We start from the raw sequence: 19,116 nt of genomic DNA on the forward strand, positions 1-19,116 counted from the left end.
CGACTTCGGGAATGTGTGTCCTGCAGGACACACATCGGCCAGGTCGGCACACAAACACGCCCGTTCGCCCACGGCGGAAACCGCCCCGGGAACAAACTTCCTGCCAGCAGAGTTGAGTCCGTCAGACTGAACTTTGGAGGTTAGATGTCTGAGCAGACATATTCACTGCCGGTCCTGTTCGTTCCCGATCTCGTCGTCCTGCCCGGCATGGTCGTGCCGATCCCACTCGACGACGCAGCCCAGGCGACTGTTGATGCGGCTCGGGCCAGCGAGCCCGGAAAACTGCTGGTCGCGCCGCGTCTGGACGACCGGTACCCGACCCACGGGGTGGTTGCGTCGATCGTGCAGGTCGGGCGCATCCCCGGCGGCGGCCAGGCGGCCGTTGTCAAGGGTGAGAAGCGGGCACACATCGGCACCGGTACCACCGGCCACGGCACAGCGCTGTGGGTCGAGGTGACCGAAATCGACGAGGCCGAGGCCACAGCCGAGACCAAGGCGCTCGGCGCCGAGTACAAGAAACTCGTCCTCGCAATGCTCCAGCGCCGTGAGGCGTGGCAGGTCATCGACGCGGTCAACAAGATGAGCGACCCGTCGGATCTCGCCGACACCTCTGGCTACTCGTCATGGCTGACCGACGTCCAGAAGCGTGAGCTCCTCGAGACCGACGACGTCGCCGCGCGGCTGCAACTGCTGATCGACTGGACCAGCGAGCACATTGCCGAGACCGAGGTCTCCGACAAGATCGCCGACGACGTCCGCAACGGAATGGAGAAGCAGCAGAAGGAGTTCCTGCTCCGTCAGCAGCTCAACGCCATCCGCAAGGAACTCGGTGAGGACGAGCCCGACGGCGCCGACGACTATCGCGGTCGCGTCGAGGCCGCCGACCTGCCCGAGAAGGTCCGTGAGGCCGCGCTGCGCGAGGTCGGCAAACTCGAGCGTTCGAGCGACCAGTCGCCCGAAAGCGGTTGGATCAGAACCTGGTTGGACACGGTGCTCGACCTGCCGTGGAATGTCACGACCACCGACTCCGCCGACATCAAGGGCGCGCGCGAGATCCTCGACGCCGACCACCACGGTCTCGACGACGTCAAGGACCGCATCGTCGAATACCTTGCGGTGCGGGCACGTCGGGCCGAGCGTGGCCTGCAGGTCGTCGGCGGCCGCGGCTCCGGCGCGGTGATGGTCCTCGCCGGCCCGCCCGGTGTGGGCAAGACGTCGCTGGGTGAGTCCGTGGCCCGAGCGCTGGGCCGCAAGTTCGTGCGCGTCGCCCTCGGCGGTGTGCGTGACGAGGCCGAGATCCGCGGTCACCGGCGCACCTACGTCGGTGCGCTGCCCGGTCGGATCGTGCGTGCCATCGGCGAAGCGGGATCGATGAATCCCGTTGTGCTGCTGGACGAGATCGACAAGGTCGGCTCCGATTTCCGTGGTGACCCCGCGGCGGCGCTGCTCGAGGTCCTCGACCCCGCGCAGAACCACACCTTCCGCGACCACTACCTCGATCTGGATCTCGACCTGTCCGACGTCGTGTTCCTCGCGACCGCCAACGTCATCGAGAACATCCCGTCGGCGCTGCTCGACCGCATGGAACTGGTCACGATCGACGGCTACACCGAGGACGATAAGGTGGCCATCGCCCGCGACTATCTGCTGCCCCGCCAGCGTGAGCGCGCGGCCCTGACCGCAGAGGAGATCACGGTCACCGACGACGCACTGCGCGAGATCGCCGCGAACTACACCCGTGAACCGGGTGTGCGGCAGTTCGAGCGGTTGCTGGCCAAGCTGATGCGCAAGGTGGCGACCAACATCGAAAACGGTAGTGCCGCAGTACCGGTCACCGTCGGCGAGCCAGAGCTCAAAGATCTGCTGGGCCGTCCGCGCTTCACCCCCGAATCGGAGGAGCGTACCGCGGTACCCGGCGTCGCGACCGGGCTCGCGGTCACCGGAATGGGCGGCGACGTGCTGTTCATCGAAGCCAACCGTACCGATGCCGGTGAGGGAAAAGGCGGTCTGCAACTCACGGGCCAGCTCGGCGACGTGATGAAGGAGTCGGCGCAGATCGCGCTGTCCTATGTGCGTGCGCACGCATCCGAACTCGGTGTCGAACCGAAGGCGCTCGACGGGACCATCCACGTGCACGTGCCCGCGGGTGCGGTGCCCAAGGACGGACCGAGTGCCGGCATCACGATGGTCACCGCGCTGGTATCGATGGCCACCGGACGCAAGGTCCGCGCCGAGGTGGGCATGACCGGTGAGGTCACCCTCAACGGCCGGGTGCTCCCGATCGGCGGACTGAAGCAGAAATTGCTTGCCGCGCAACGCAACGGACTCACCCAGGTGTTCATCTCGCCGCGCAACGAGGCCGATCTCGACGACGTGCCGGCGGAGATCCTCGAGGATGTGACGGTGACGCCGCTCGCCGACGTCGCCGAGATCGTCAAGCAGGCTCTCGAGCCTGCCGCCGACGAGGTGAGTGCCGCGGCCTGATCTGCCGACGGTTCACGACAGGACCGAGCCCGGGGAGGTATACCTCCCCGGGCTCGGTGGTGACGTGGGTATCCCGGTGCAGTCAGGGAACGATGGTCGGCGGCGATCCATCCATGAGTCGAAGAATGCTGAAGTGCCGATGATCGAGGGTTGCAATCAAAGAAGTCTGATACGCGTCCGCGAGGACGATGTTGGAGGCATCGGTGACGCCGATCGGTATGTCGGAATATCGCTCGACGATGGCTGTCGCCGTGACGATTCGACTCCTCGTCATTGATGCCAGTTCCCATGCGCCGGAAGTCAATTCCGACAGGACCACCTGTTCGGCTCGAGTGCCGTGTCTGGTCAGTAGGAGATAGTCGAGTTCGGCGATGACGAACGGCGAAATGACCAGTGGACCGGAGTGGGATTCGATGATCTCGGCGACGGCACTGTGCTGCGGTTCCGCGGAGTCGAAGTAAGCGAGAAGGGCGCTGGTGTCGAGGATCACTCTCCGAACCCGTCGAGCAGTTCCTCAGCGCGTTCGGCAATCGGCTCGCTGCCTACGAACAGACCGCCCCGCGGCCGGGGCTTCTGCCCGTCGAGCGCAGCACGGAGGGCTTCGCGCACCACCTCTGCCTCCGAAATCGAACGACGGCGGGCTTCGAGCTCAATGGCGCGTTTTAGGTCGTCGGGTAGGTACAGGGTCGTCTTCGCCATGCCACATATGGTACCGCCGGTGGTATGACGTGGCGCGGATTCCGGGCGTGGTTGGTCCGTACTCGAACCACGAGGGCGTTCGCTCAGCGGAAGATGTCGTTGACGATGTCGTCGCCGATGCCGAATCCGGCGCCCATGGCGACCGACCGCCCGAAACCGCTGCCGAGGAATCGCTGCAGCATTCCGCCGCCCTGTGGGGCTCCGTAAGCGGGCTGCGCATACTGGGCCGGCTGCTGGTACTGGGGTTGCTGATACTGCGGCTGCTGATACTGAGGTTGTGGGGTCGTCGGCGCCACCTGCTGCACGTGTGAATCGATCATCGCGTGCATCGACTGGAGCAGGTTGGTCATCTGCCCCTCCTCGTCGCGGATCGCGAGCGCGACCTCCTTGAGGTCCAGCGCCCACTCACGGGCGTCGGAATTGCCGGATGCGGCTGCCGCCTGGAGCTTTTGGGCCAGCGCCGACAGCGCTGTCGCCGTCTGCTGTCCTTGCTGCTGCAACTGCTGATAGGCCTGATCGACCTGGTTCTCGTCCATGTGCACTCCTCATGACACCGGTGACGCAACAACGCCACAGTACTCATCGGTGTGCAGTTGCGCCCCCATCGGACGAATTTGCCGGAATTCCGAAGTTTGTTCCGCCGCAAGCAAAGTCGCCGGCAGTGAAGCCGGCGGCGCGTCCGGTGTCGTCGGTACTCCACAGCGTCGTCGACAGCTCGCGGCGCACCAGTGGGATCACCTCTTCGGCGAATTGGGTGAGCACCTCGCGCTGACGCTCGTACGGCAGTACCGGATTGATCGAAATCGACTGCAGATCATGATGATACGAACGGTGATAGTCGATGATCTTCTCCGCGACCCGCTGCGACGACCCGACCAGCGCGGGCCCGCGTTCGACGGCGTCGGTGATGGTGGCGAACATGTTGACCTTGCCGATCCGGGTCTCGCCCGCGAACTTCTCGCGATTACGGGCGGCGATGCCCTCGTAGACCGGTCGATACTCGGCGATCGCGTCGTCGGTGGTGGCGGCCAGGAACAGACCGCCCGATCCGGACCCCACATATGCCCGGGCCGGATCGTGGCCGTACTCGGCGTACTTCTCCCGATACCGATCGATGAGCACCTGATAGTTCTCGCGCGGTTGCAGCGCGTTGGCGGTGACGATCGGGTCGCCGTATCGGGCGGCGAGGTCGACGGCGACGGTGGAGGTTGCCGACCCGTGCCAGATCCGGAACGGCCCGGAAAACGGCCGCGGCACGGTGCTCACCCCGTCGAGCGGTGCATGATGCTCGCCCCGCCAGGTGACATTCTCCTCGCGCAGGAGCCGCCGGAGCAGTGCGTAGTTCTCGCTGAGGTAGTCGTACTGATGCTCGAGCCGACGGCCGAACATCGGGAAGTGCTTGTCCTCGTTGCCCTTGCCGATCACGATCTCCAGGCGCCCGCCGGAGAGCTGGTCGATGGTGGCGTAGTCCTCGGCGACGCGCACCGGGTCGAGCAGGCTGAGCACGGTCACCCCGGTCGACAGCAGAATCCGGTCGGTGGCCGCGGCGAGCGCACCGAGCAGCACCGTCGGCGACGACGACAAGAACTCCCCGGCATGACGCTCACCAACGGCATACGAGTCGATCCCGAGCTGCTCGGCGAGTACCGCGTTCTCGACGACGCGCGTCAGGCGCGTGTGCGAGGAGAGGAGTTCACCGGTGACCGGATGGGGTGTGTGCGGAACGATGTCGAGAACTTGAAAGCGCACGTCGCCACGCTAACAGTGGGGTACCGGGCCTCCGGAAGCCTTGCGATCACCCTGAATCCAGCGGTCCGCATCTGCGCCGAACGCGAGGACTACGGTGAAAGACGAAGTCTCGTATATGTGTCAGCAAAGGAGCTCTCCATGTCCGACCTGCCCAAGATCACCGACCAAGAGATGCGGACGATCATCCAGTACTCGCAGCCGTATTCGGTGGTGGTGCTGCGCGCGGGGCCCGAGTTCGGCAAGCCCGAGTCGAAGGACTTGATCTGGGAGCACAGTCGACGCAACTTCTCCCTGCGCGCCAAGGGCGATCTCGCCGTCATCCTCGGTGTCACCGAGGACGACTCCGACATCCGCGGTTTTGGGATCTTCGACAAGGACGTCGAGACGACCGCGAAGATCATGAACGACGACCCGGGTGTACAGGCCGGCGTCTTCGAGTTCGACGTCCACCCGGTCCGCGGATTCCCGGGCGACGCGTTGGCGCCCAAGCCGGACTGACGGTGGCATCAAGGGCGCGGCGAACTCGTTGCGCGCCGATATCATCGACCCTGTGACCGCTGACGTCCGTCGACCCACCCGCAGACGCGGGACGTTGTTCACCTATGCGGAGCTCGCGGAATCCCTGGCCGCCGGCGAGTACGACTGGCATCTGGCGGTCCGACTACTCCGTGAACTGGTTCTCCGGACGCAGCGGTTGACCGACGTCGTCGACATCGATGAGGTCCATCGGAGTCCGCCACCCACCGGCACGCGCGGATGGGACGCCATACTGGGCGGGGTCGCGCATATCACCGGGCGCGATCGTGTCAGCGATCCGGAGATCTTGGCATGGTGCTTTGAACCGGACCGGTTCTGCACGGATGCGATGTTCGACCCGTTTGGCGTGCCGCCCAAGTATTTCTGGACTGACTACCTCCGGACCCCGGTGGAGTTGCAGACGCGCAACGTGGTGTTGCCGGTCGGCAATCTCGAGGGAGTCTGAGCGTGGCGCGAACGTTGACGGCGTCCGAGATCCGGGAGCTGTTGCGTGCTCTCGACTCGGAGTTGCAGGCGAGAGGAAAGGCCGGCGTTCTCTTCATCGTCGGCGGGGCGGCAATGGCCTTGGCGTACAACGCCGATCGGGCGACTGAGGATGTGGACGGAACATTCGAGCCGCGCGACGTCGTGCTTCAAGCGGCCGCATCGGTCGCTGCGCGCGAGGGTGATCTCGACCCCAATTGGCTGAGCGACGGAGTACGTCCTCGCAAGGAAGGCGATGGTGACGCGCAAGTCGCAGGGGGACATCGATGACGCAGTGCGCTATGCCATCTCCTGTCGATCAGCACACAAGAGGCGCTGGAAGCGGTCGTGTCCCGGTACTTTCCCGGTCGGCGGTTCGGTGCCCAGGAACTCTTCTTCGAGCGGATCATCGAGTCCCTCTGAGCAGTGGCGGTGAGGCGTCGCGCAGCAGCACCACTCATGGCCGGGCGCGGGCCGCCAACCAGGCAGCCGTACGTCGCGCGGCGTGTTCGAGAGCCGGGGAGGGCCGATCCGAGATCCTCGGCGCGGCGACGACCACCACGGCCAGTAATCGCCTGCCGTCGAATACCGGTACCCCGGCCACCCGCAGCGCCGACTGCACCGAACCATCGCTGAGGGCATACCCGCAAGCGTGAATCTCATCGATCTCGCGGCCGAAGGCGACGGCATCCCCGGGCGAGGCGTGCTCGGCGAGCAGCGCTGCGCGCTCGTCCGCCGGTAGGAACGCCAGCATGGCCCGACCACCGGCCGTGGCGAGCAACGGTCGAGGCACGTGATCGCGCACCACGGCGCCGATCTCCGCGGGAACCTCGCCCACCCCATGCAGGTACACCAGGTCGGATCCCACCAACACCGCCAGCGCCACCGGGGCCTCGATGACGGCGTTCAACTCGGTGAGTTCGTCTGGCGTCAGAGGTGGCTGATCGGCGTGGCCGGCAATGAGCCGCAGCGTGCGCAGGCGTTGGCCGAGTCGATAGCCCGCGCCGACGCGGGTCAGATAACCGCATGCCCGAAGGTCGTCGACGAGGTCGTGGGTCGAGGAGACCGGCGCTTCGATCTCGCGCGCGATATCGCTCAGCGACAAGGGTTTTCCGGCGCGGGCGACACACTCGAGGATGTGGTCCGCGCGCGGAATGGCGCGATGTCGGCGCATGTCCACCACCTTACGTAAATACGAAAGCCTGGTCGGTGCGCTGTCGGCGATGGCCACAGTAGGGACATGGCCCCGACACCTTCGTCCCCTGACTCGTCCACCCCGGACTCGTTCACCTCGGTACCCGCGACGGTCTCCGACCTCACCGCCCTGCTCGGTACCGACACCGGGGAATGCGTGATCAGCGGAGAAGCGCCGACGACTTCGTCGCCACATCGGATCGCGGAGGCGTCTGCCGCAGGGATCGGAGCCCTCGGGGTCCAACTCGCCGCACTCGCCGGCGGTCCGCGCGTGACCGTCGACCTCGCCACGGCGCTCGATCAACTCCGGGCGGCATTTCTCACCACCCTCAACGGTCGGCATGTCCACACCGTCGTCGAGGACCCCTCGGCTTTGGGTAACAACGACTTCTACCGTACGAGTGACGGCCGGGGGATCTTTCTGATCACCACCTATCCTCATCAACGCGACGCGGTGTGTGTGGTCCTGAACTGTCCGCCGGTCAAGTCGAAGATCGCGGCCGCGGCCGCAGAATGGGGCGCGGTCGATCTCGAGGACGCCGTGTACGCCGCGGGGGGCGTGGCGGCCGCGGTGCGCACGGCCGACGAATGGGCCGAGCACCCCGTGGGCCGGGAGAGCGCCACGCATCCGGTGATCCGACTCGAGCGCATCGGTGACGCCCCGCCCCGGCCCCTTCCCCACACGTCGATGTGGCCGCCGCTCCACGGGATACGGGTGGTCGACATGACCCACGTGATCGCCGGGCCGGTGTCGACCAAGCTGCTCGCGACCTTCGGTGCCGATGTGTGTCACGTCAGCCGCCCGGACCTTCCCGATCCCCTGGCGATGGTCGCCCTCACCGGCGGTGGTAAGCGCAACGCGTACTGCGATGTGCGACAGCCGGATCAGGCCGCGGCGTTGCACACGCTGATCGACGCCGGCGACGTCTTCGTCAACTCCTATCTGGGACTGGGCAACCGGGGCCTCGCGGCCGACGATCTCGCGCTCGAACATCCGGGCACCGTCGTCGTCGACTACCACTGCTGGGGATCTGGGTCGGCCTGGCGCGACCGCGGCGGCTTCGATCAGCTCGCCTGCGCGGCAACGGGTTTTGCTCTCGAGGAGGGTGGAGGGGTGCCTGCCCTGCCGCCGACACAACTGCTCAACGACTATCTCGCCGCCTATGTGGGGGCCGCCGGGGCCTTGGCGGCATTGCGCCGACGGGCCACCGAGGGCGGGACATGGCGCGTGCGAGTCGAATTGGCGCGGGTGTGCACCTGGGTTCGCTCATTGGGAATCGTCGACGCCCTCCCGGGGCAACGGATCGGGCCGCCGGTCGCGTCCGCCGACGGCTGTGACGGTCCGCTCGGGCGCCTCGTCGAACCTTCGGTGCCGATGGTGTTCGAGGGTCTGTCGACCCCGACACACCGCGCGCCGACACTCCTGGGGACTGCGCCCTTGCGGTGGTGACCGGCGTGAGGGGCCCGCCCGGCTCACTCGGCGTCGTCCTCCTCACGCCCGAGCATCCCGACCGCGACCCAACTCAGCGCCACCACCACGCCACCGACGACGGCATATGGCGTGTTCGTGTCGATGACCGCGAAGCCGACGCCGTAGAGCATCGTGATGGCCAGGGCCACGAAGGACAGGACACGACGATTCATGATCTCTACTCCTCGAACTCGGCGGCCACCTTTTTGGTGGACCCACGCAGCGCGACCCCCGAGGGGATTATCGGCCCAATCGCGCCTGGTCGTGAGCGGATCTCACGACCGAAACGTGTGACCTGGGGTCACGTGCGCCAAACCTGAGCGAACTCCGCTCAACTTTTTTCGTCGAATCGGGAACATCTGTGGCACCCCACCCGTTGGACCGATCGAGAAACCTGAGCGATGCTGGCTCAACTTGAGTTGACCTGGACCGGCTCAACCCGGTAGGACATGAGTCGGAGGCACTGAAGTCTGCCCCCGGAGCGCAGGTTTGCCACAACCACACTCTCGTGGTGGGCGTCAAGCCTGCCACGGGGGAGCAGGACTTGGGTGCACACCCAGAAACCAGGAGGAATAGCAAAGATGTCTCGTGCTGTCGGAATCGACCTCGGCACCACCAACTCCGTGGTGTCGGTACTCGAAGGCGGCGAACCGACCGTCATCGCCAACGCCGAAGGCTCCCGCACCACTCCGTCCGTTGTCGCATTCGCGCGCAACGGCGAGGTGCTCGTCGGGCAGCCCGCCAAGAACCAGGCGGTCACCAACGTCGACCGCACCATCCGCTCGGTCAAGCGCCACATGGGCGAGACCGACTGGAACGTCGCGATCGACGACAAGAAGTACACCCCGCAGGAGATCAGCGCCCGCACGCTGATGAAGCTCAAGCGCGATGCGGAGGCCTACCTCGGTGAGGACGTCTCCGACGCGGTCATCACCGTGCCCGCCTACTTCAACGACTCCCAGCGGCAGGCCACCAAGGAAGCCGGCCAGATCGCCGGCCTCAACGTGCTGCGCATCGTCAACGAGCCGACCGCCGCGGCCCTGGCCTACGGCCTGGACAAGGGCGAGAAGGAACAAACCATCCTGGTCTTCGACCTCGGTGGCGGCACCTTCGATGTCTCGCTGCTCGAGATCGGCGACGGAGTGGTCGAGGTCCGCGCGACCTCCGGCGACAACAATCTCGGCGGTGACGACTGGGATCAGCGCATCGTCGATTGGCTCGTCGAGAAGTTCAAGAGTTCCTCGGGTATCGACCTGACCAAGGACAAGATGGCCATGCAGCGTCTGCGTGAGGCTGCCGAGAAGGCCAAGATCGAACTGTCGGCGTCGCAGTCGACCTCGATCAACCTGCCCTACATCACCGTCGACGCCGACAAGAACCCCTTGTTCCTCGACGAGCAGCTCTCGCGCAGCGAGTTCCAGAAGATCACCTCGGACCTGCTCGAGCGCACCCGCGCTCCGTTCCAGGCGGTCATCTCCGACGCCGGCATCTCCGTCGGCGACATCGATCACGTTGTGCTCGTTGGTGGTTCGACCCGTATGCCCGCAGTCACCGATCTGGTGAAGGAACTGACCGGCGGCCGTGAGCCCAACAAGGGCGTGAACCCCGATGAGGTTGTCGCGGTCGGTGCTGCCCTGCAGGCCGGTGTGCTGCGCGGCGAGGTCAAGGACGTGCTGCTGCTCGACGTGACCCCGCTGAGCCTGGGCATCGAGACCAAGGGCGGCGTGATGCACAAGCTGATCGAGCGCAACACCACCATCCCGACCAAGCGGTCGGAGACCTACACCACCGCCGAGGACAACCAGCCGTCGGTGCAGATCCAGGTGTATCAGGGTGAGCGTGAGATCGCCTCGCACAACAAGCTGCTCGGCTCCTTCGAGCTCGGTGGCATCGCTCCTGCGCCGCAAGGTGTTCCGCAGATCGAGGTGACCTTCGACATCGACGCCAACGGCATCGTGCACGTCACCGCGAAGGACAAGGGCACCGGCAAGGAGAACTCCATCCGCATCCAGGAGGGCTCGGGCCTGAGCAAGGACGAGATCGACCGGATGATCAAGGACGCCGAGGCCCACGCCGACGAGGATCGCAAGCGTCGTGAAGAGGCCGAGACGCGCAACCAGGCCGAGTCGTTGGTGAACCACACCGAGAAGTTCCTCAAGGACAACGAGGACAAGGTGCCCGCCGACGTCAAGGACAAGGTCAACGCGTCGATCGCCGAGGCCAACGAGGCGCTCAAGGGCAACGACATCGCCTCCATCAAGAGCGCGATCGAGAAGCTCTCGACCGAGTCGCAGGAGATGGGTCAGGCCATCTACGCGGCATCGGCCGCCGAGGGCCAGGCCGCTGACGCCGCCGACGGTGGCAGCGCGACCGCCGGCGACAACGACGTCGTCGACGCCGAGGTCGTCGACGAGCCCGAGGAGAAGAAGTGACCGCTCCGGGCGCCGGGAGCGGAGCTGGTTCCGAGGAGCCGGTGACGGTGACCGATCGTCGTCGCATCGACCCGGAAACGGGTGAGGTGCGCGAGGATTCGGCCGCCGGGCCGGGTCCGGCAGAGGCCGAGCCCGCCGCGGCGATCCCCGATCCCGAGCCGAGCACCCCGCACTCCGACGAGGTCGCCGACCTCACGGCGGCACTGCAGCGCGAACGCGCACAGTTCGCCAACTACAAGCGGCGTACCGAGGAGGAGAAGCAGGGCCGGGTGGCCTACGGCAAGCAGGTTCTCATCGAGAAGCTGCTGCCGGTCCTCGACGACCTCGACCGTGCCCGCGAGCACGGCGACCTCGAGTCCGGTCCGCTGCGTGCGGTCGCCGACAAGCTGGCCGCCACGCTGACCGGCGAGGGTGTCGTCAAGTTCGGTGAACCCGGCGACGTGTTCGACCCGGAACTGCACGAGGCCGTCCAGAACGACGGCAGTGGTTCCGAGCCGGTCCTCGGCGCGGTCTATCGCAGCGGTTACCGCCTGGGCGAGAAGGTGATCCGCACCGCGATGGTCACCGTCACCGACCCGGCGCCGGCAGCGCAGGAGAGCGGCCCGCAGGACGCTCCGACCGGTGCACAATAATCACCTGCACAACCATCCGGCGATGCGCGGACGCCCACGCGGCGTCGCGCATCGCCGGATATCGGAACATACTTCATCCAGACATGTTCATTGAGAAGGAGGTGACGTCTGGTGGCTCCGCAACGAGAATGGCTCGAGCGTGACTTCTACAAGGACCTGGGCGTTGCTTCTGATGCTTCGTCTGAAGAGATCAAGAAGGCTTACCGCAAGCTCGCCCGTGAGCTGCATCCGGACGCCAATCCGGGTGACACGCAAGCCGAAGAACGCTTCAAGCGGGTGTCCGAAGCCCACAGCGTGCTCGCCGACCCGGACAAGCGCAAAGAGTACGACGAGACGCGAGCGATGTTCGCCGGCGGACGATTCCGTGGCGGCGGCAATGGTTTTCCCGGTGGCTTCCCCGGCGCCGGCGGCGGCACCCGCTACTCGACCGAGACCGGTGCCGATTTCAACATCGGCGACCTGTTCGGTGGTGGCGGTGCCGGCGAGGGAGCCGGCGGATTCGGCGACCTCTTCGAGGGCTTGTTCAACCGCGGCGGTTCGGGCGGCACCCGCACCTCGACCGCGACCCGGCCACGGCGCGGCAACGATCTCGAGACCGAGACCACGTTGTCGTTCAAGGACGCGGCGTTGGGTACGACCGTCCCACTCCGGGTGACCAGTCCGGCACCGTGCACCACCTGCCACGGCAGCGGTGCCAAGCCCGGCACCAGTCCGCGAGTGTGCCCGAACTGCAACGGATCCGGCTTCGTCAGCCGCAACCAGGGCGCGTTCGGGTTCAGCGAGCCGTGCCAGGATTGCCAGGGCACCGGCTCCCGCATCGACGACCCCTGCACCGACTGCGATGGCAGCGGCGTCAAGGTGCGCTCGCGCACCATCAACGTCCGCATCCCGTCCGGCGTCGAGGACGGCCAGCGCATCCGGCTGGCCGGACAAGGCGAGGCCGGACGCCGGGGCGCGCCGTCGGGTGACCTGTACGTCGTGGTCCACGTGACCCCCGACAAGGTGTTCACCCGCAGCGGTCACGACTTGCGCGTCCAACTGCCGGTGAGCATCTCCGAACTGGTGCTCGGCTCGACGGTCTCGGTGCCGACGCTCGACGGATCGGTCGGGGTGAAGATCCCGCCGAACACCAGCGACGGCCGCACCCTTCGGGTCCGTGGCCGCGGCGTGCCCAAGCGCGCCGGCGGTGCCGGAGACCTGCTCGTCACCGTCAAGGTCGAGGTGCCCCGCAAACTCGACGACGCCGCGGTGGAGGCCATGCGTGCCTACGCCGAGGCCGAGAAGTCCAGCGGTTTCGATCCTCGGGCGGGTTGGGGGCGATGAGCCATGGCAGAACGCAAGAATCGTGGGCGGCCCGGCGCTGAGGGCACCGGGCCGGCCGGCGGTTTCGAGGGTTTCGAGGGCGAGGTGAGCGCTACCGCCACCTTCATGATCTCGGTGGCCGCCGAGCTCGCCGGAATGCACGCGCAGACCTTGCGCACCTACGACCGGCTCGGGCTGGTGACCCCGCAACGCACCAGTGGTGGTGGACGACGCTACTCCTCGCACGACGTCGAGGTGCTCCGCGAGATCCAGCGGCTCTCCCAGGAGGAGGGCGTGAACCTCGCAGGCATCAAACGGATCATCGAGCTCACCAACCAGGTCGACGCGCTCCAACAGCGGGTGCACGAACTCCAACGCGAGGTCGACGCACACCGCGCCCGCCGCGGCGGTGAATTGGTCCCCGTCCCGCGGACCAATGCGCTCGTCGTCTGGCAGCCCCGGCGCCGACGCACCGAAGAGTGACTTCCCTGCAGTGTGACCCCCTGCAGTGTGACCAACCGAGTAACGATTCACTGATCCCCGACGACAGCGATCGGTAAGCGGCCTGTGGGCCGCGCACCGATCGCGCGTTAGTCTGTGGCGGCGTGTCATCCGAGGTCGGTGACCTGACAAGGGAGGTGAACGGTGAGCGAGTCACCCGAGATCTCCATCGCCGAACCCGCAGTGCTCGGGGTCTCGGTGGTGGGCGACGAGATCGCGACCGTCGTCCGCGACGCCACCGGCGAGATCGTCGCCAGCAATCACGTCGAGCTCGCCGACGAATCACCGAATGCGGCGCTCGATGCGCTGCGTGAGCTCGTCGACTCCGCGCCCTTCACGATCGACCACATCGTGCTGACCTGCGCTCGCCCCGACGTGCGGGCACACCTCGAGTTCTCGCTGAACGCACCCGGCGCACCCGAGTGGGCGTCGGCGGTGAGCTTCGTCGACCTCCCGTACGCCCTGGCCCAGGTTGCGCACCGCGACGCCACCGGCGATGTCGCCGCCGTCGTCCTCGACCGCTCCGGGGCCCTGGCCTCCGGTGCCTCGATCGCCCTCGTCAACGCCGAGCACTCGTCGGTACACGCCTCCGCCGCCGTCGCCGCGACCCAGTCGGTGCCGCTGACCGACCCGCAGGGCGCCGGCAGCCTCGTGGCGCATCTGAACTCACTGACACGCGGAGCGGGCGCGACTCGCGTGGTCGCGGTCGGTTCCGGCGCACAACTGCCCGACGCCGTGCGTGCCATCGAGACGGCGACCGGCACACCGGTGACCGTGGCCGCCGCACCGGTGTTCGCGCTGGCGCAGGGCGTCACCGAGGTGATCGCCGCCGACACCCGCGCGATCCCGGTCGCCGCGGCTGCCGTCGGACCGGTCGCAGCGGCATCGACCGTCGGGACTGCCGCCGCCGCGCCGGCCACGGCGATGGGCGGGGTGGGTGTGCGCTGGTGGATCATCGGCGGGGCCGCCGGGCTCGCCGCGTTGCTGTGCGTGGTCGCGCTCGTGGCGCTGTTCACCGGCAAGGACGACTCGGGCACGCCCGCCGCGGTCACCTCGACCGTCACGGTGCCCGGTCCGACCAGCGAGGTCACCGTCACCCGTACCGGCCAACCCGACACCCAGACGGTCGTCGACCAGCAAACCGTCACCAGCACCGTCACGCGGCCACCGGTCACCAGTACGGCCACCCAGACCGTCACCTCGACGGCAACGGCGACAGCGACGGCCACGGTCACCGAGCAGGAGACCGTCACCTCGGTGGTGACGACGACCGTGTCCGCCCCGCAACTGGGTCCGGGCAACCCAGGTGCGGGCGGATAGCTGCCGCAGCAGCGACGAGACACGCCCTAGAACATGGGGTCGTGCTGGATGAGGCTGGCCCGCACCCCGGCGATGATCAGCCCGCGCCGGGTGTTCTCCACCATCATCGGTGAGCCGGTGATCAGGGTCTGACGGTCGTCCCAGGTACCCGAAGCGCCGACGACGTCGACGAGCCGACCGATGCGGTGTTCGATACCGAGCTCGGCGGGCCGGACCGGGTCGTCGAGCCACCACGGATCGGTCTGCTCCTCCGACACCGCGGTGATCGTGAGCCACGGATTGGTCGTCGCGATCTGCCGCAACACCGGCAGGTCGTACAGCTCGCCGGGGTACCGCGCGCCGTAGTAGACGTGCGTGGGCGGTGAGGTCGCCAGAGCCGACATCTCGATGAGCAAGGCGCGTAGTGGCGCGAGACCGGTACCGCCGGCCACCATCAGCACCTCACGGTCGCCGTCGATGTGCAGCGTGCCGTGCGACTGACCGAACGTCCACACGTCCCCGGGCTGCGTCTGGCCGACGATCGCCGGACTGACCGTGCCGCCGGGTACCGCGCGCACGTGGAACTCCAACTCGCCGTGCGGATTGGGCGGAATCGCCGGTGAGAGGTTGCGCCACACCTTCGGCCACTGGGGGATCTGGGTCTCGAGGTACTGGCCGGTGTTGAATCGCAGTGGCGTGTCGGTGACAAGTCGTACCACCGCCAGACCGCGGCTGATGCGGAACTTCTCCACCACGCGGGCGGTCCAGGTCGCCGGCCCCGACGCGGTCTGCGCCGCTCCGCGCATCACACCGGTGACGAGCATCATCGCCTGCCCGACGGTCCGCTGGGCCTCGTCGTCCCACTGATCGCCGAGCGTGACCGCGAACTCACCCATCAACGCCCGGAAGATCGCCTGATAGTGCTCGGGCTGTACCCCGTACTTGCGGTGGTCGCGCCCGAGTTGCGCCAGGAACTCCACGAGTTCGGCCTGTCCGTCGGGGCTCGGGATGACGTCGAGGACGTGGTCGATGACGTGGTAAAACGCCTCGCGCTGCTGCGACATCATCGCGCCGAACAGTTCGCGCAGGTCGGGGTCGATGGCGAACAGGCGCGTGTAGATGTTGCGGGCGAAGCGATCGGGATCGTGGGCGATCAGGTCGCGGAGTTGATGCAGCACATGGCGGGAATGACTCGCCATTGCGCACACCTCCCACCGATCACTGGTCACCGATCACCGGTCAACCGACAACATCTCCATTCTGCCCTGCGTCACCGACAGTTCGGTTCACCCGCAGGCCGTCGCCGTGGCGCAGCCGACCCACCGATGGCGACGACCGGTGATTCTTTTCGTCCGTCGAACGCATGAGATGCGTCAACAACTATGGCAATCTCGAATGGTGACAATGTTGGCCGGAACGATATCGGGAATCGTCGACGCCCACGTCCAACAATGGAATCCGCGTCGAACACCGTGGTCGCGCAATCCCGTCGCGCGTGGATACCGATTTGTCCCCAAAGTGGGGGACAGGCTCTTTTCTGTCGCCGTTCCCCAAGCCGAGCGCGATTATGTGTTGACCCCGCACATCATCGGCCGTGCGTACGAGCCGCGACACTATGGTGCCGACATCGCGCCGGTGGCGCAAGTGGTCGGGGTGGGTATCGAGTCGGTGGTGGTGTCCGAATCGTACTGGCGCCTCGGCGATGTCGAGGAGCCAGACGCGAGCCGACAGGCCGTCGACGAGATCGACTACGTGCTGGGACTGCCATTCGGGGTCGGCGTGGCCCCGACGCTCGGTGCGGTGATGATGCGAGCCGACCCTCGGGCCGAGGGCTTCGAGGCGCGCCTGGACGCGCAACGCGCGCTCAGCGATCGGGTGCGCGGTATCCAGGTCAACGCGACGCGCCATCCGGACCCGAAGGTCCGATCGGCCGGGCCGGTCGACGGCATGCTCGCATCGGCCGACTTCCTCTCCGGCGTCGAGAAGGTCGCCGCCCGCGGGCTCGCCGTGGAGGTCTTCGTCTACTCCCACCAGCTCTACGACGTGATCACCCTCGCCCGCGAATTCCCGGACACCACCGTGATCGTCGACCATTTCGGTTGTCCGGTAGGCGCTTTCGGCCCCGTCGGGCTGCGCACCGGGACCACCGCGGCGGCCCGCGCCGACATCCTGCGCCTGTGGCGCGAGCGCATGACCTCGATTGCCGCCGAACGCAATGTGGTGGTCAAACTTTCCGGGCTGGCCATGCCGGTTCTCGGCTACGGCCGTGAGCCGTGGGGCAACATCGGTGCCCGCGAGACCCTGACGCAGATGATCGGCCCGCTGGTCCAGCACGTCGTCGGTCACTTCGGTGCGAGCCGGGTCATGTTCGGCTCCAACTTCCCGATCGACAAACCGAATGCATCGATCGACACCGTCATCGCGAGCCTGACCGAGATCCTCGAACCCTGGGGAGGCAACGTGCTGGGCAATGTTTTTCGCAACACCGCGCGCCGCGTGTACGGCATCACCGCGCCGGAACACACGCGCGCGGGGTGAGGTCTGCCGCCCGGCACCCCTCACCCTGCGCGGCGGTCCGTCAGTCCCGATCCTTCGCCTCGGTCTCGCCGGGGCCTTCGGGCACCGGCGGTTGCGGCATCACCGGGTACTCGCCGGTGTAGCCCTGGCGTTGTCGGGAGATCGCCAACACCTTGCCGCGGCAGGCGAACCAACCGCCGGTCAGCAGTGGGATACCGACGATGATGGCGATGAGATTCCAGTAGTTGTCCCAGCACATCAACACCACGACGGCCGCAAGGAACAGCAGCGTCAGGTAGCTGGTGTACGGCGTGCCCGGCAGCCGGAAGGCCGGCCGCGTGAGAATGCCCTTCTGCTCCCATCGGTACAGCTGGATCTGGCAGGCGACGATCATGCCCCAGGTCGAGATGATGCCCAGCGCCGAGAGATCCAGGGCGATGTTGAAGGCCTCGGCCGGGACGAACAGGTTGAGTACGACGCCGAGCAGAGTCAGTGCACCGGTCAGCGCGATGCCGCCGAAGGGCACGCCGTTGCGGTTCATCTTGGCCGTGAACGCCGGGCCGCTGCCGTTCATCGCCATCGACCGCAGGGTGCGGCCGGTGGAGTAGAGACCGGCGTTGAGGCTCGACAGCGCCGCGGTGAGGACGACGAGGTTCATGATGCCGCCGGCGGCTGGGACGCCGATCTTGGAGAAGAACGTGACGAACGGACTCTCGCCGGCCTTGTAGGTGGTGTAGGGCAGCAGGAGTGCCAGCACCACCAGCGATCCGACGTAGAACACGGCGATGCGCACGATGACCGAGTTGATGGCGCGCGGCATGACCTTGGCCGGTTCGGCGGTCTCACCGGCGGCGGTACCCACCAATTCGACTGCGGCGTAAGCAAAGATGACGCCGGAGGTGACGATCACCAGTGAGAACATGCCGGTCGGAAACATGCCACCGTTGTCGGAGATCACACTGAATCCGGTGGCGGCGCCGTCGATGTCGAAGCGTCCGCCGAGGAAGATGATGCCGACGACGAGGAAGGTGACCAGTGCGGCGACCTTGATGATCGACGCCCAGAACTCCATCTCGCCGAACAGCTTCACCGAGATGATGTTCATGGCCATCACGATGCACAGGGCGACCAATGCGATCAGCCACTGTGGAATCGCCTCGAACATACCCCAATAGTGGACGTAGAGCGCGATCGCGGTGACGTCGACGATGGCGGTGGCCGCCCAGTTAAAGAAGTAGAGCCAACCGGTGACGAAAGCTGTTTTTTCGCCGAAGAACTCACGCGCGTAAGAGACGAACGACCCGGATGACGGGCGATGGAGCACCAGCTCGCCGAGGGCGCGCAGGATGAAGAACACGAACACGCCGCAGACGGCGTAGGTGATGAACAGGCCCGGGCCCGCATCGTGGAGTCGGCTGCCGGCGCCCATGAACAGGCCGGTGCCGATCGCGCCGCCGATGGCGATCATCTGGATCTGCCGCGGCTTCAGACTCTTGTGATAGCCCTCGTCCTCATGGGTCAGAGCGGAATTGTCGTACGAGGTCGATGATTCGGCCGTCAATGGTTCCCCTAGGTGTGGGTCGACAGGTGGTGGGTCGACCGGCGTCGTCGGCCGCGAGCGGGTTGCACTGCGGCACATGTGTGATGGACGGAAACCCAAGTTAGGGAGCGGTTGTGACATGAATGGGAGATCCATGTAAACAAATTCGCGATTCGCCGACCCGGACATCGGACCACTGGGCACGAAAAGAACTGCCCCGAAACGGATGTGGGCCGAATGTCCGATTTAACATGACGGCCGGGTGTGGTCGGCGTCACATCGGCAGGGGATCGCCGA

19 protein-coding genes are annotated in these 19,116 nt (G+C 66.6%); 11 read left to right on the forward strand and 8 right to left on the reverse strand.

The window, feature by feature from the left end; translation table 11 throughout:
• The first annotated feature begins 144 nt into the window (after nucleotides 1–144).
• A complete protein-coding gene (gene lon / locus QNM97_RS26085) occupies nucleotides 145–2,484 on the forward strand; it encodes an endopeptidase La (protein WP_283820970.1) in 2,340 nt (779 codons plus the stop codon).
• 82 nt (nucleotides 2,485–2,566) lie between these two features.
• Here lon and QNM97_RS26090 read toward each other — a convergent pair whose 3' ends face one another.
• From QNM97_RS26090 to QNM97_RS26105, 4 genes are all read right to left on the reverse strand, one after another.
• The gene (locus QNM97_RS26090; RefSeq protein ID WP_208793031.1) at nucleotides 2,567–2,974 is read right to left on the reverse strand and encodes a PIN domain-containing protein; all 408 of its coding nucleotides are present in this window, start codon (nucleotides 2,972–2,974) and stop codon (nucleotides 2,567–2,569) included.
• Nucleotides 2,971–3,183: a ribbon-helix-helix domain-containing protein gene (locus QNM97_RS26095; RefSeq protein WP_208793030.1), complete on the reverse strand. Its 213-nt coding sequence runs from the start codon at nucleotides 3,181–3,183 to the stop codon at nucleotides 2,971–2,973. Before QNM97_RS26095 ends, QNM97_RS26090 begins: the two co-directional genes overlap by 4 nt.
• Before the next feature lie 83 nt (nucleotides 3,184–3,266).
• Entirely contained in the window at nucleotides 3,267–3,719 is a 453-nt protein-coding gene (locus QNM97_RS26100) for a hypothetical protein (RefSeq protein ID WP_283820971.1), read from the reverse strand.
• Between the two features lie 43 nt (nucleotides 3,720–3,762).
• A complete protein-coding gene (locus QNM97_RS26105; protein WP_283820972.1) occupies nucleotides 3,763–4,932 on the reverse strand; it encodes an LLM class flavin-dependent oxidoreductase in 1,170 nt (389 codons plus the stop codon).
• 138 nt (nucleotides 4,933–5,070) lie between these two features.
• Here QNM97_RS26105 and QNM97_RS26110 point away from each other — a divergent pair, with 138 nt between their 5' ends.
• The 3 genes from QNM97_RS26110 to QNM97_RS26120 are packed head-to-tail and all read left to right on the forward strand — an operon-like array spanning nucleotide 5,071 to nucleotide 6,222.
• Entirely contained in the window at nucleotides 5,071–5,430 is a 360-nt protein-coding gene (locus QNM97_RS26110) for a hypothetical protein (RefSeq protein WP_208793027.1), read from the forward strand.
• 52 nt (nucleotides 5,431–5,482) lie between these two features.
• The gene (locus tag QNM97_RS26115; protein WP_283820973.1) at nucleotides 5,483–5,914 is read left to right on the forward strand and encodes a hypothetical protein; all 432 of its coding nucleotides are present in this window, start codon (nucleotides 5,483–5,485) and stop codon (nucleotides 5,912–5,914) included.
• Nucleotides 5,915–5,916: 2 nt separating this feature from the next.
• Nucleotides 5,917–6,222: a DUF6036 family nucleotidyltransferase gene (locus QNM97_RS26120; protein ID WP_283820974.1), complete on the forward strand. Its 306-nt coding sequence runs from the start codon at nucleotides 5,917–5,919 to the stop codon at nucleotides 6,220–6,222.
• A gap of 166 nt (nucleotides 6,223–6,388) precedes the next feature.
• Here QNM97_RS26120 and QNM97_RS26125 read toward each other — a convergent pair whose 3' ends face one another.
• Nucleotides 6,389–7,105 carry an IclR family transcriptional regulator gene (locus tag QNM97_RS26125; protein WP_283820975.1) on the reverse strand — a complete coding sequence of 239 codons (717 nt, stop codon included), beginning with the start codon at nucleotides 7,103–7,105 and terminating at the stop codon, nucleotides 6,389–6,391.
• 66 nt (nucleotides 7,106–7,171) lie between these two features.
• Here QNM97_RS26125 and QNM97_RS26130 point away from each other — a divergent pair, with 66 nt between their 5' ends.
• Nucleotides 7,172–8,575, forward strand: a complete 1,404-nt coding sequence (locus QNM97_RS26130) for a CoA transferase (protein WP_283820976.1) — start codon at nucleotides 7,172–7,174, stop codon at nucleotides 8,573–8,575.
• Nucleotides 8,576–8,598: 23 nt separating this feature from the next.
• On the opposite strand, the gene QNM97_RS26135 is transcribed toward QNM97_RS26130, so the two are convergent.
• Nucleotides 8,599–8,769 (reverse strand): hypothetical protein, encoded by a 171-nt coding sequence (locus tag QNM97_RS26135; protein WP_208793023.1) that lies wholly within the window; start codon nucleotides 8,767–8,769, stop codon nucleotides 8,599–8,601.
• Nucleotides 8,770–9,177: 408 nt separating this feature from the next.
• On the opposite strand from QNM97_RS26135, the gene dnaK reads away from it, so the two are divergent.
• From dnaK to QNM97_RS26160, 5 genes are all read left to right on the forward strand, one after another.
• Nucleotides 9,178–11,028: a molecular chaperone DnaK gene (gene dnaK / locus QNM97_RS26140; protein ID WP_283820977.1), complete on the forward strand. Its 1,851-nt coding sequence runs from the start codon at nucleotides 9,178–9,180 to the stop codon at nucleotides 11,026–11,028.
• The gene (gene grpE / locus QNM97_RS26145) at nucleotides 11,025–11,660 is read left to right on the forward strand and encodes a nucleotide exchange factor GrpE (protein WP_006369916.1); all 636 of its coding nucleotides are present in this window, start codon (nucleotides 11,025–11,027) and stop codon (nucleotides 11,658–11,660) included. Before dnaK ends, grpE begins: the two co-directional genes overlap by 4 nt.
• A 111-nt stretch (nucleotides 11,661–11,771) precedes the next feature.
• On the forward strand, nucleotides 11,772–12,983 hold the full coding sequence (gene dnaJ, locus QNM97_RS26150; RefSeq protein ID WP_208793021.1) for a molecular chaperone DnaJ: 1,212 nt from the start codon (nucleotides 11,772–11,774) through the stop codon (nucleotides 12,981–12,983).
• Between the two features lie 105 nt (nucleotides 12,984–13,088).
• Nucleotides 13,089–13,445: a heat shock protein transcriptional repressor HspR gene (locus tag QNM97_RS26155; RefSeq protein WP_170320197.1), complete on the forward strand. Its 357-nt coding sequence runs from the start codon at nucleotides 13,089–13,091 to the stop codon at nucleotides 13,443–13,445.
• 162 nt (nucleotides 13,446–13,607) lie between these two features.
• Entirely contained in the window at nucleotides 13,608–14,783 is a 1,176-nt protein-coding gene (locus QNM97_RS26160) for a hypothetical protein (protein ID WP_283820978.1), read from the forward strand.
• A gap of 26 nt (nucleotides 14,784–14,809) precedes the next feature.
• Here the strand turns inward: QNM97_RS26160 and QNM97_RS26165 are convergent, their stop codons facing one another.
• A complete protein-coding gene (locus QNM97_RS26165; RefSeq protein WP_283820979.1) occupies nucleotides 14,810–15,961 on the reverse strand; it encodes an FAD-binding oxidoreductase in 1,152 nt (383 codons plus the stop codon).
• Nucleotides 15,962–16,166: 205 nt separating this feature from the next.
• Here QNM97_RS26165 and QNM97_RS26170 point away from each other — a divergent pair, with 205 nt between their 5' ends.
• Nucleotides 16,167–17,300 (forward strand): amidohydrolase family protein, encoded by a 1,134-nt coding sequence (locus QNM97_RS26170; RefSeq protein WP_283820980.1) that lies wholly within the window; start codon nucleotides 16,167–16,169, stop codon nucleotides 17,298–17,300.
• A 40-nt stretch (nucleotides 17,301–17,340) separates the two neighbouring features.
• Here the strand turns inward: QNM97_RS26170 and QNM97_RS26175 are convergent, their stop codons facing one another.
• Nucleotides 17,341–18,840: an amino acid permease gene (locus QNM97_RS26175; protein ID WP_283820981.1), complete on the reverse strand. Its 1,500-nt coding sequence runs from the start codon at nucleotides 18,838–18,840 to the stop codon at nucleotides 17,341–17,343.
• Between the last annotated feature and the right edge of the window lie 276 nt (nucleotides 18,841–19,116).

It is taken from the genome of Gordonia sp. L191 (genome assembly GCF_030077625.1).
GTDB classification, from domain to species: domain Bacteria; phylum Actinomycetota; class Actinomycetes; order Mycobacteriales; family Mycobacteriaceae; genus Gordonia; species Gordonia polyisoprenivorans_A.

Bases quoted from the DNA above. Each gene is read 5' to 3' on its own strand.
- QNM97_RS26110 (WP_208793027.1), top strand. From the start codon at position 5,071: ATGTCCGACCTGCCCAAGATCACCGACCAAGAGATGCGGACGATCATC.
- lon (WP_283820970.1), top strand. From the start codon at position 145: ATGTCTGAGCAGACATATTCACTGCCGGTCCTGTTCGTTCCCGATCTC.
- QNM97_RS26135 (WP_208793023.1), bottom strand. From the start codon at position 8,769: ATGAATCGTCGTGTCCTGTCCTTCGTGGCCCTGGCCATCACGATGCTC.
- QNM97_RS26125 (WP_283820975.1), bottom strand. From the start codon at position 7,105: ATGCGCCGACATCGCGCCATTCCGCGCGCGGACCACATCCTCGAGTGT.
- QNM97_RS26165 (WP_283820979.1), bottom strand. From the start codon at position 15,961: ATGGCGAGTCATTCCCGCCATGTGCTGCATCAACTCCGCGACCTGATC.
- QNM97_RS26100 (WP_283820971.1), bottom strand. From the start codon at position 3,719: ATGGACGAGAACCAGGTCGATCAGGCCTATCAGCAGTTGCAGCAGCAA.
- QNM97_RS26170 (WP_283820980.1), top strand. From the start codon at position 16,167: ATGTTGGCCGGAACGATATCGGGAATCGTCGACGCCCACGTCCAACAA.
- QNM97_RS26095 (WP_208793030.1), bottom strand. From the start codon at position 3,183: ATGGCGAAGACGACCCTGTACCTACCCGACGACCTAAAACGCGCCATT.
- QNM97_RS26130 (WP_283820976.1), top strand. From the start codon at position 7,172: ATGGCCCCGACACCTTCGTCCCCTGACTCGTCCACCCCGGACTCGTTC.
- QNM97_RS26155 (WP_170320197.1), top strand. From the start codon at position 13,089: ATGATCTCGGTGGCCGCCGAGCTCGCCGGAATGCACGCGCAGACCTTG.
- dnaK (WP_283820977.1), top strand. From the start codon at position 9,178: ATGTCTCGTGCTGTCGGAATCGACCTCGGCACCACCAACTCCGTGGTG.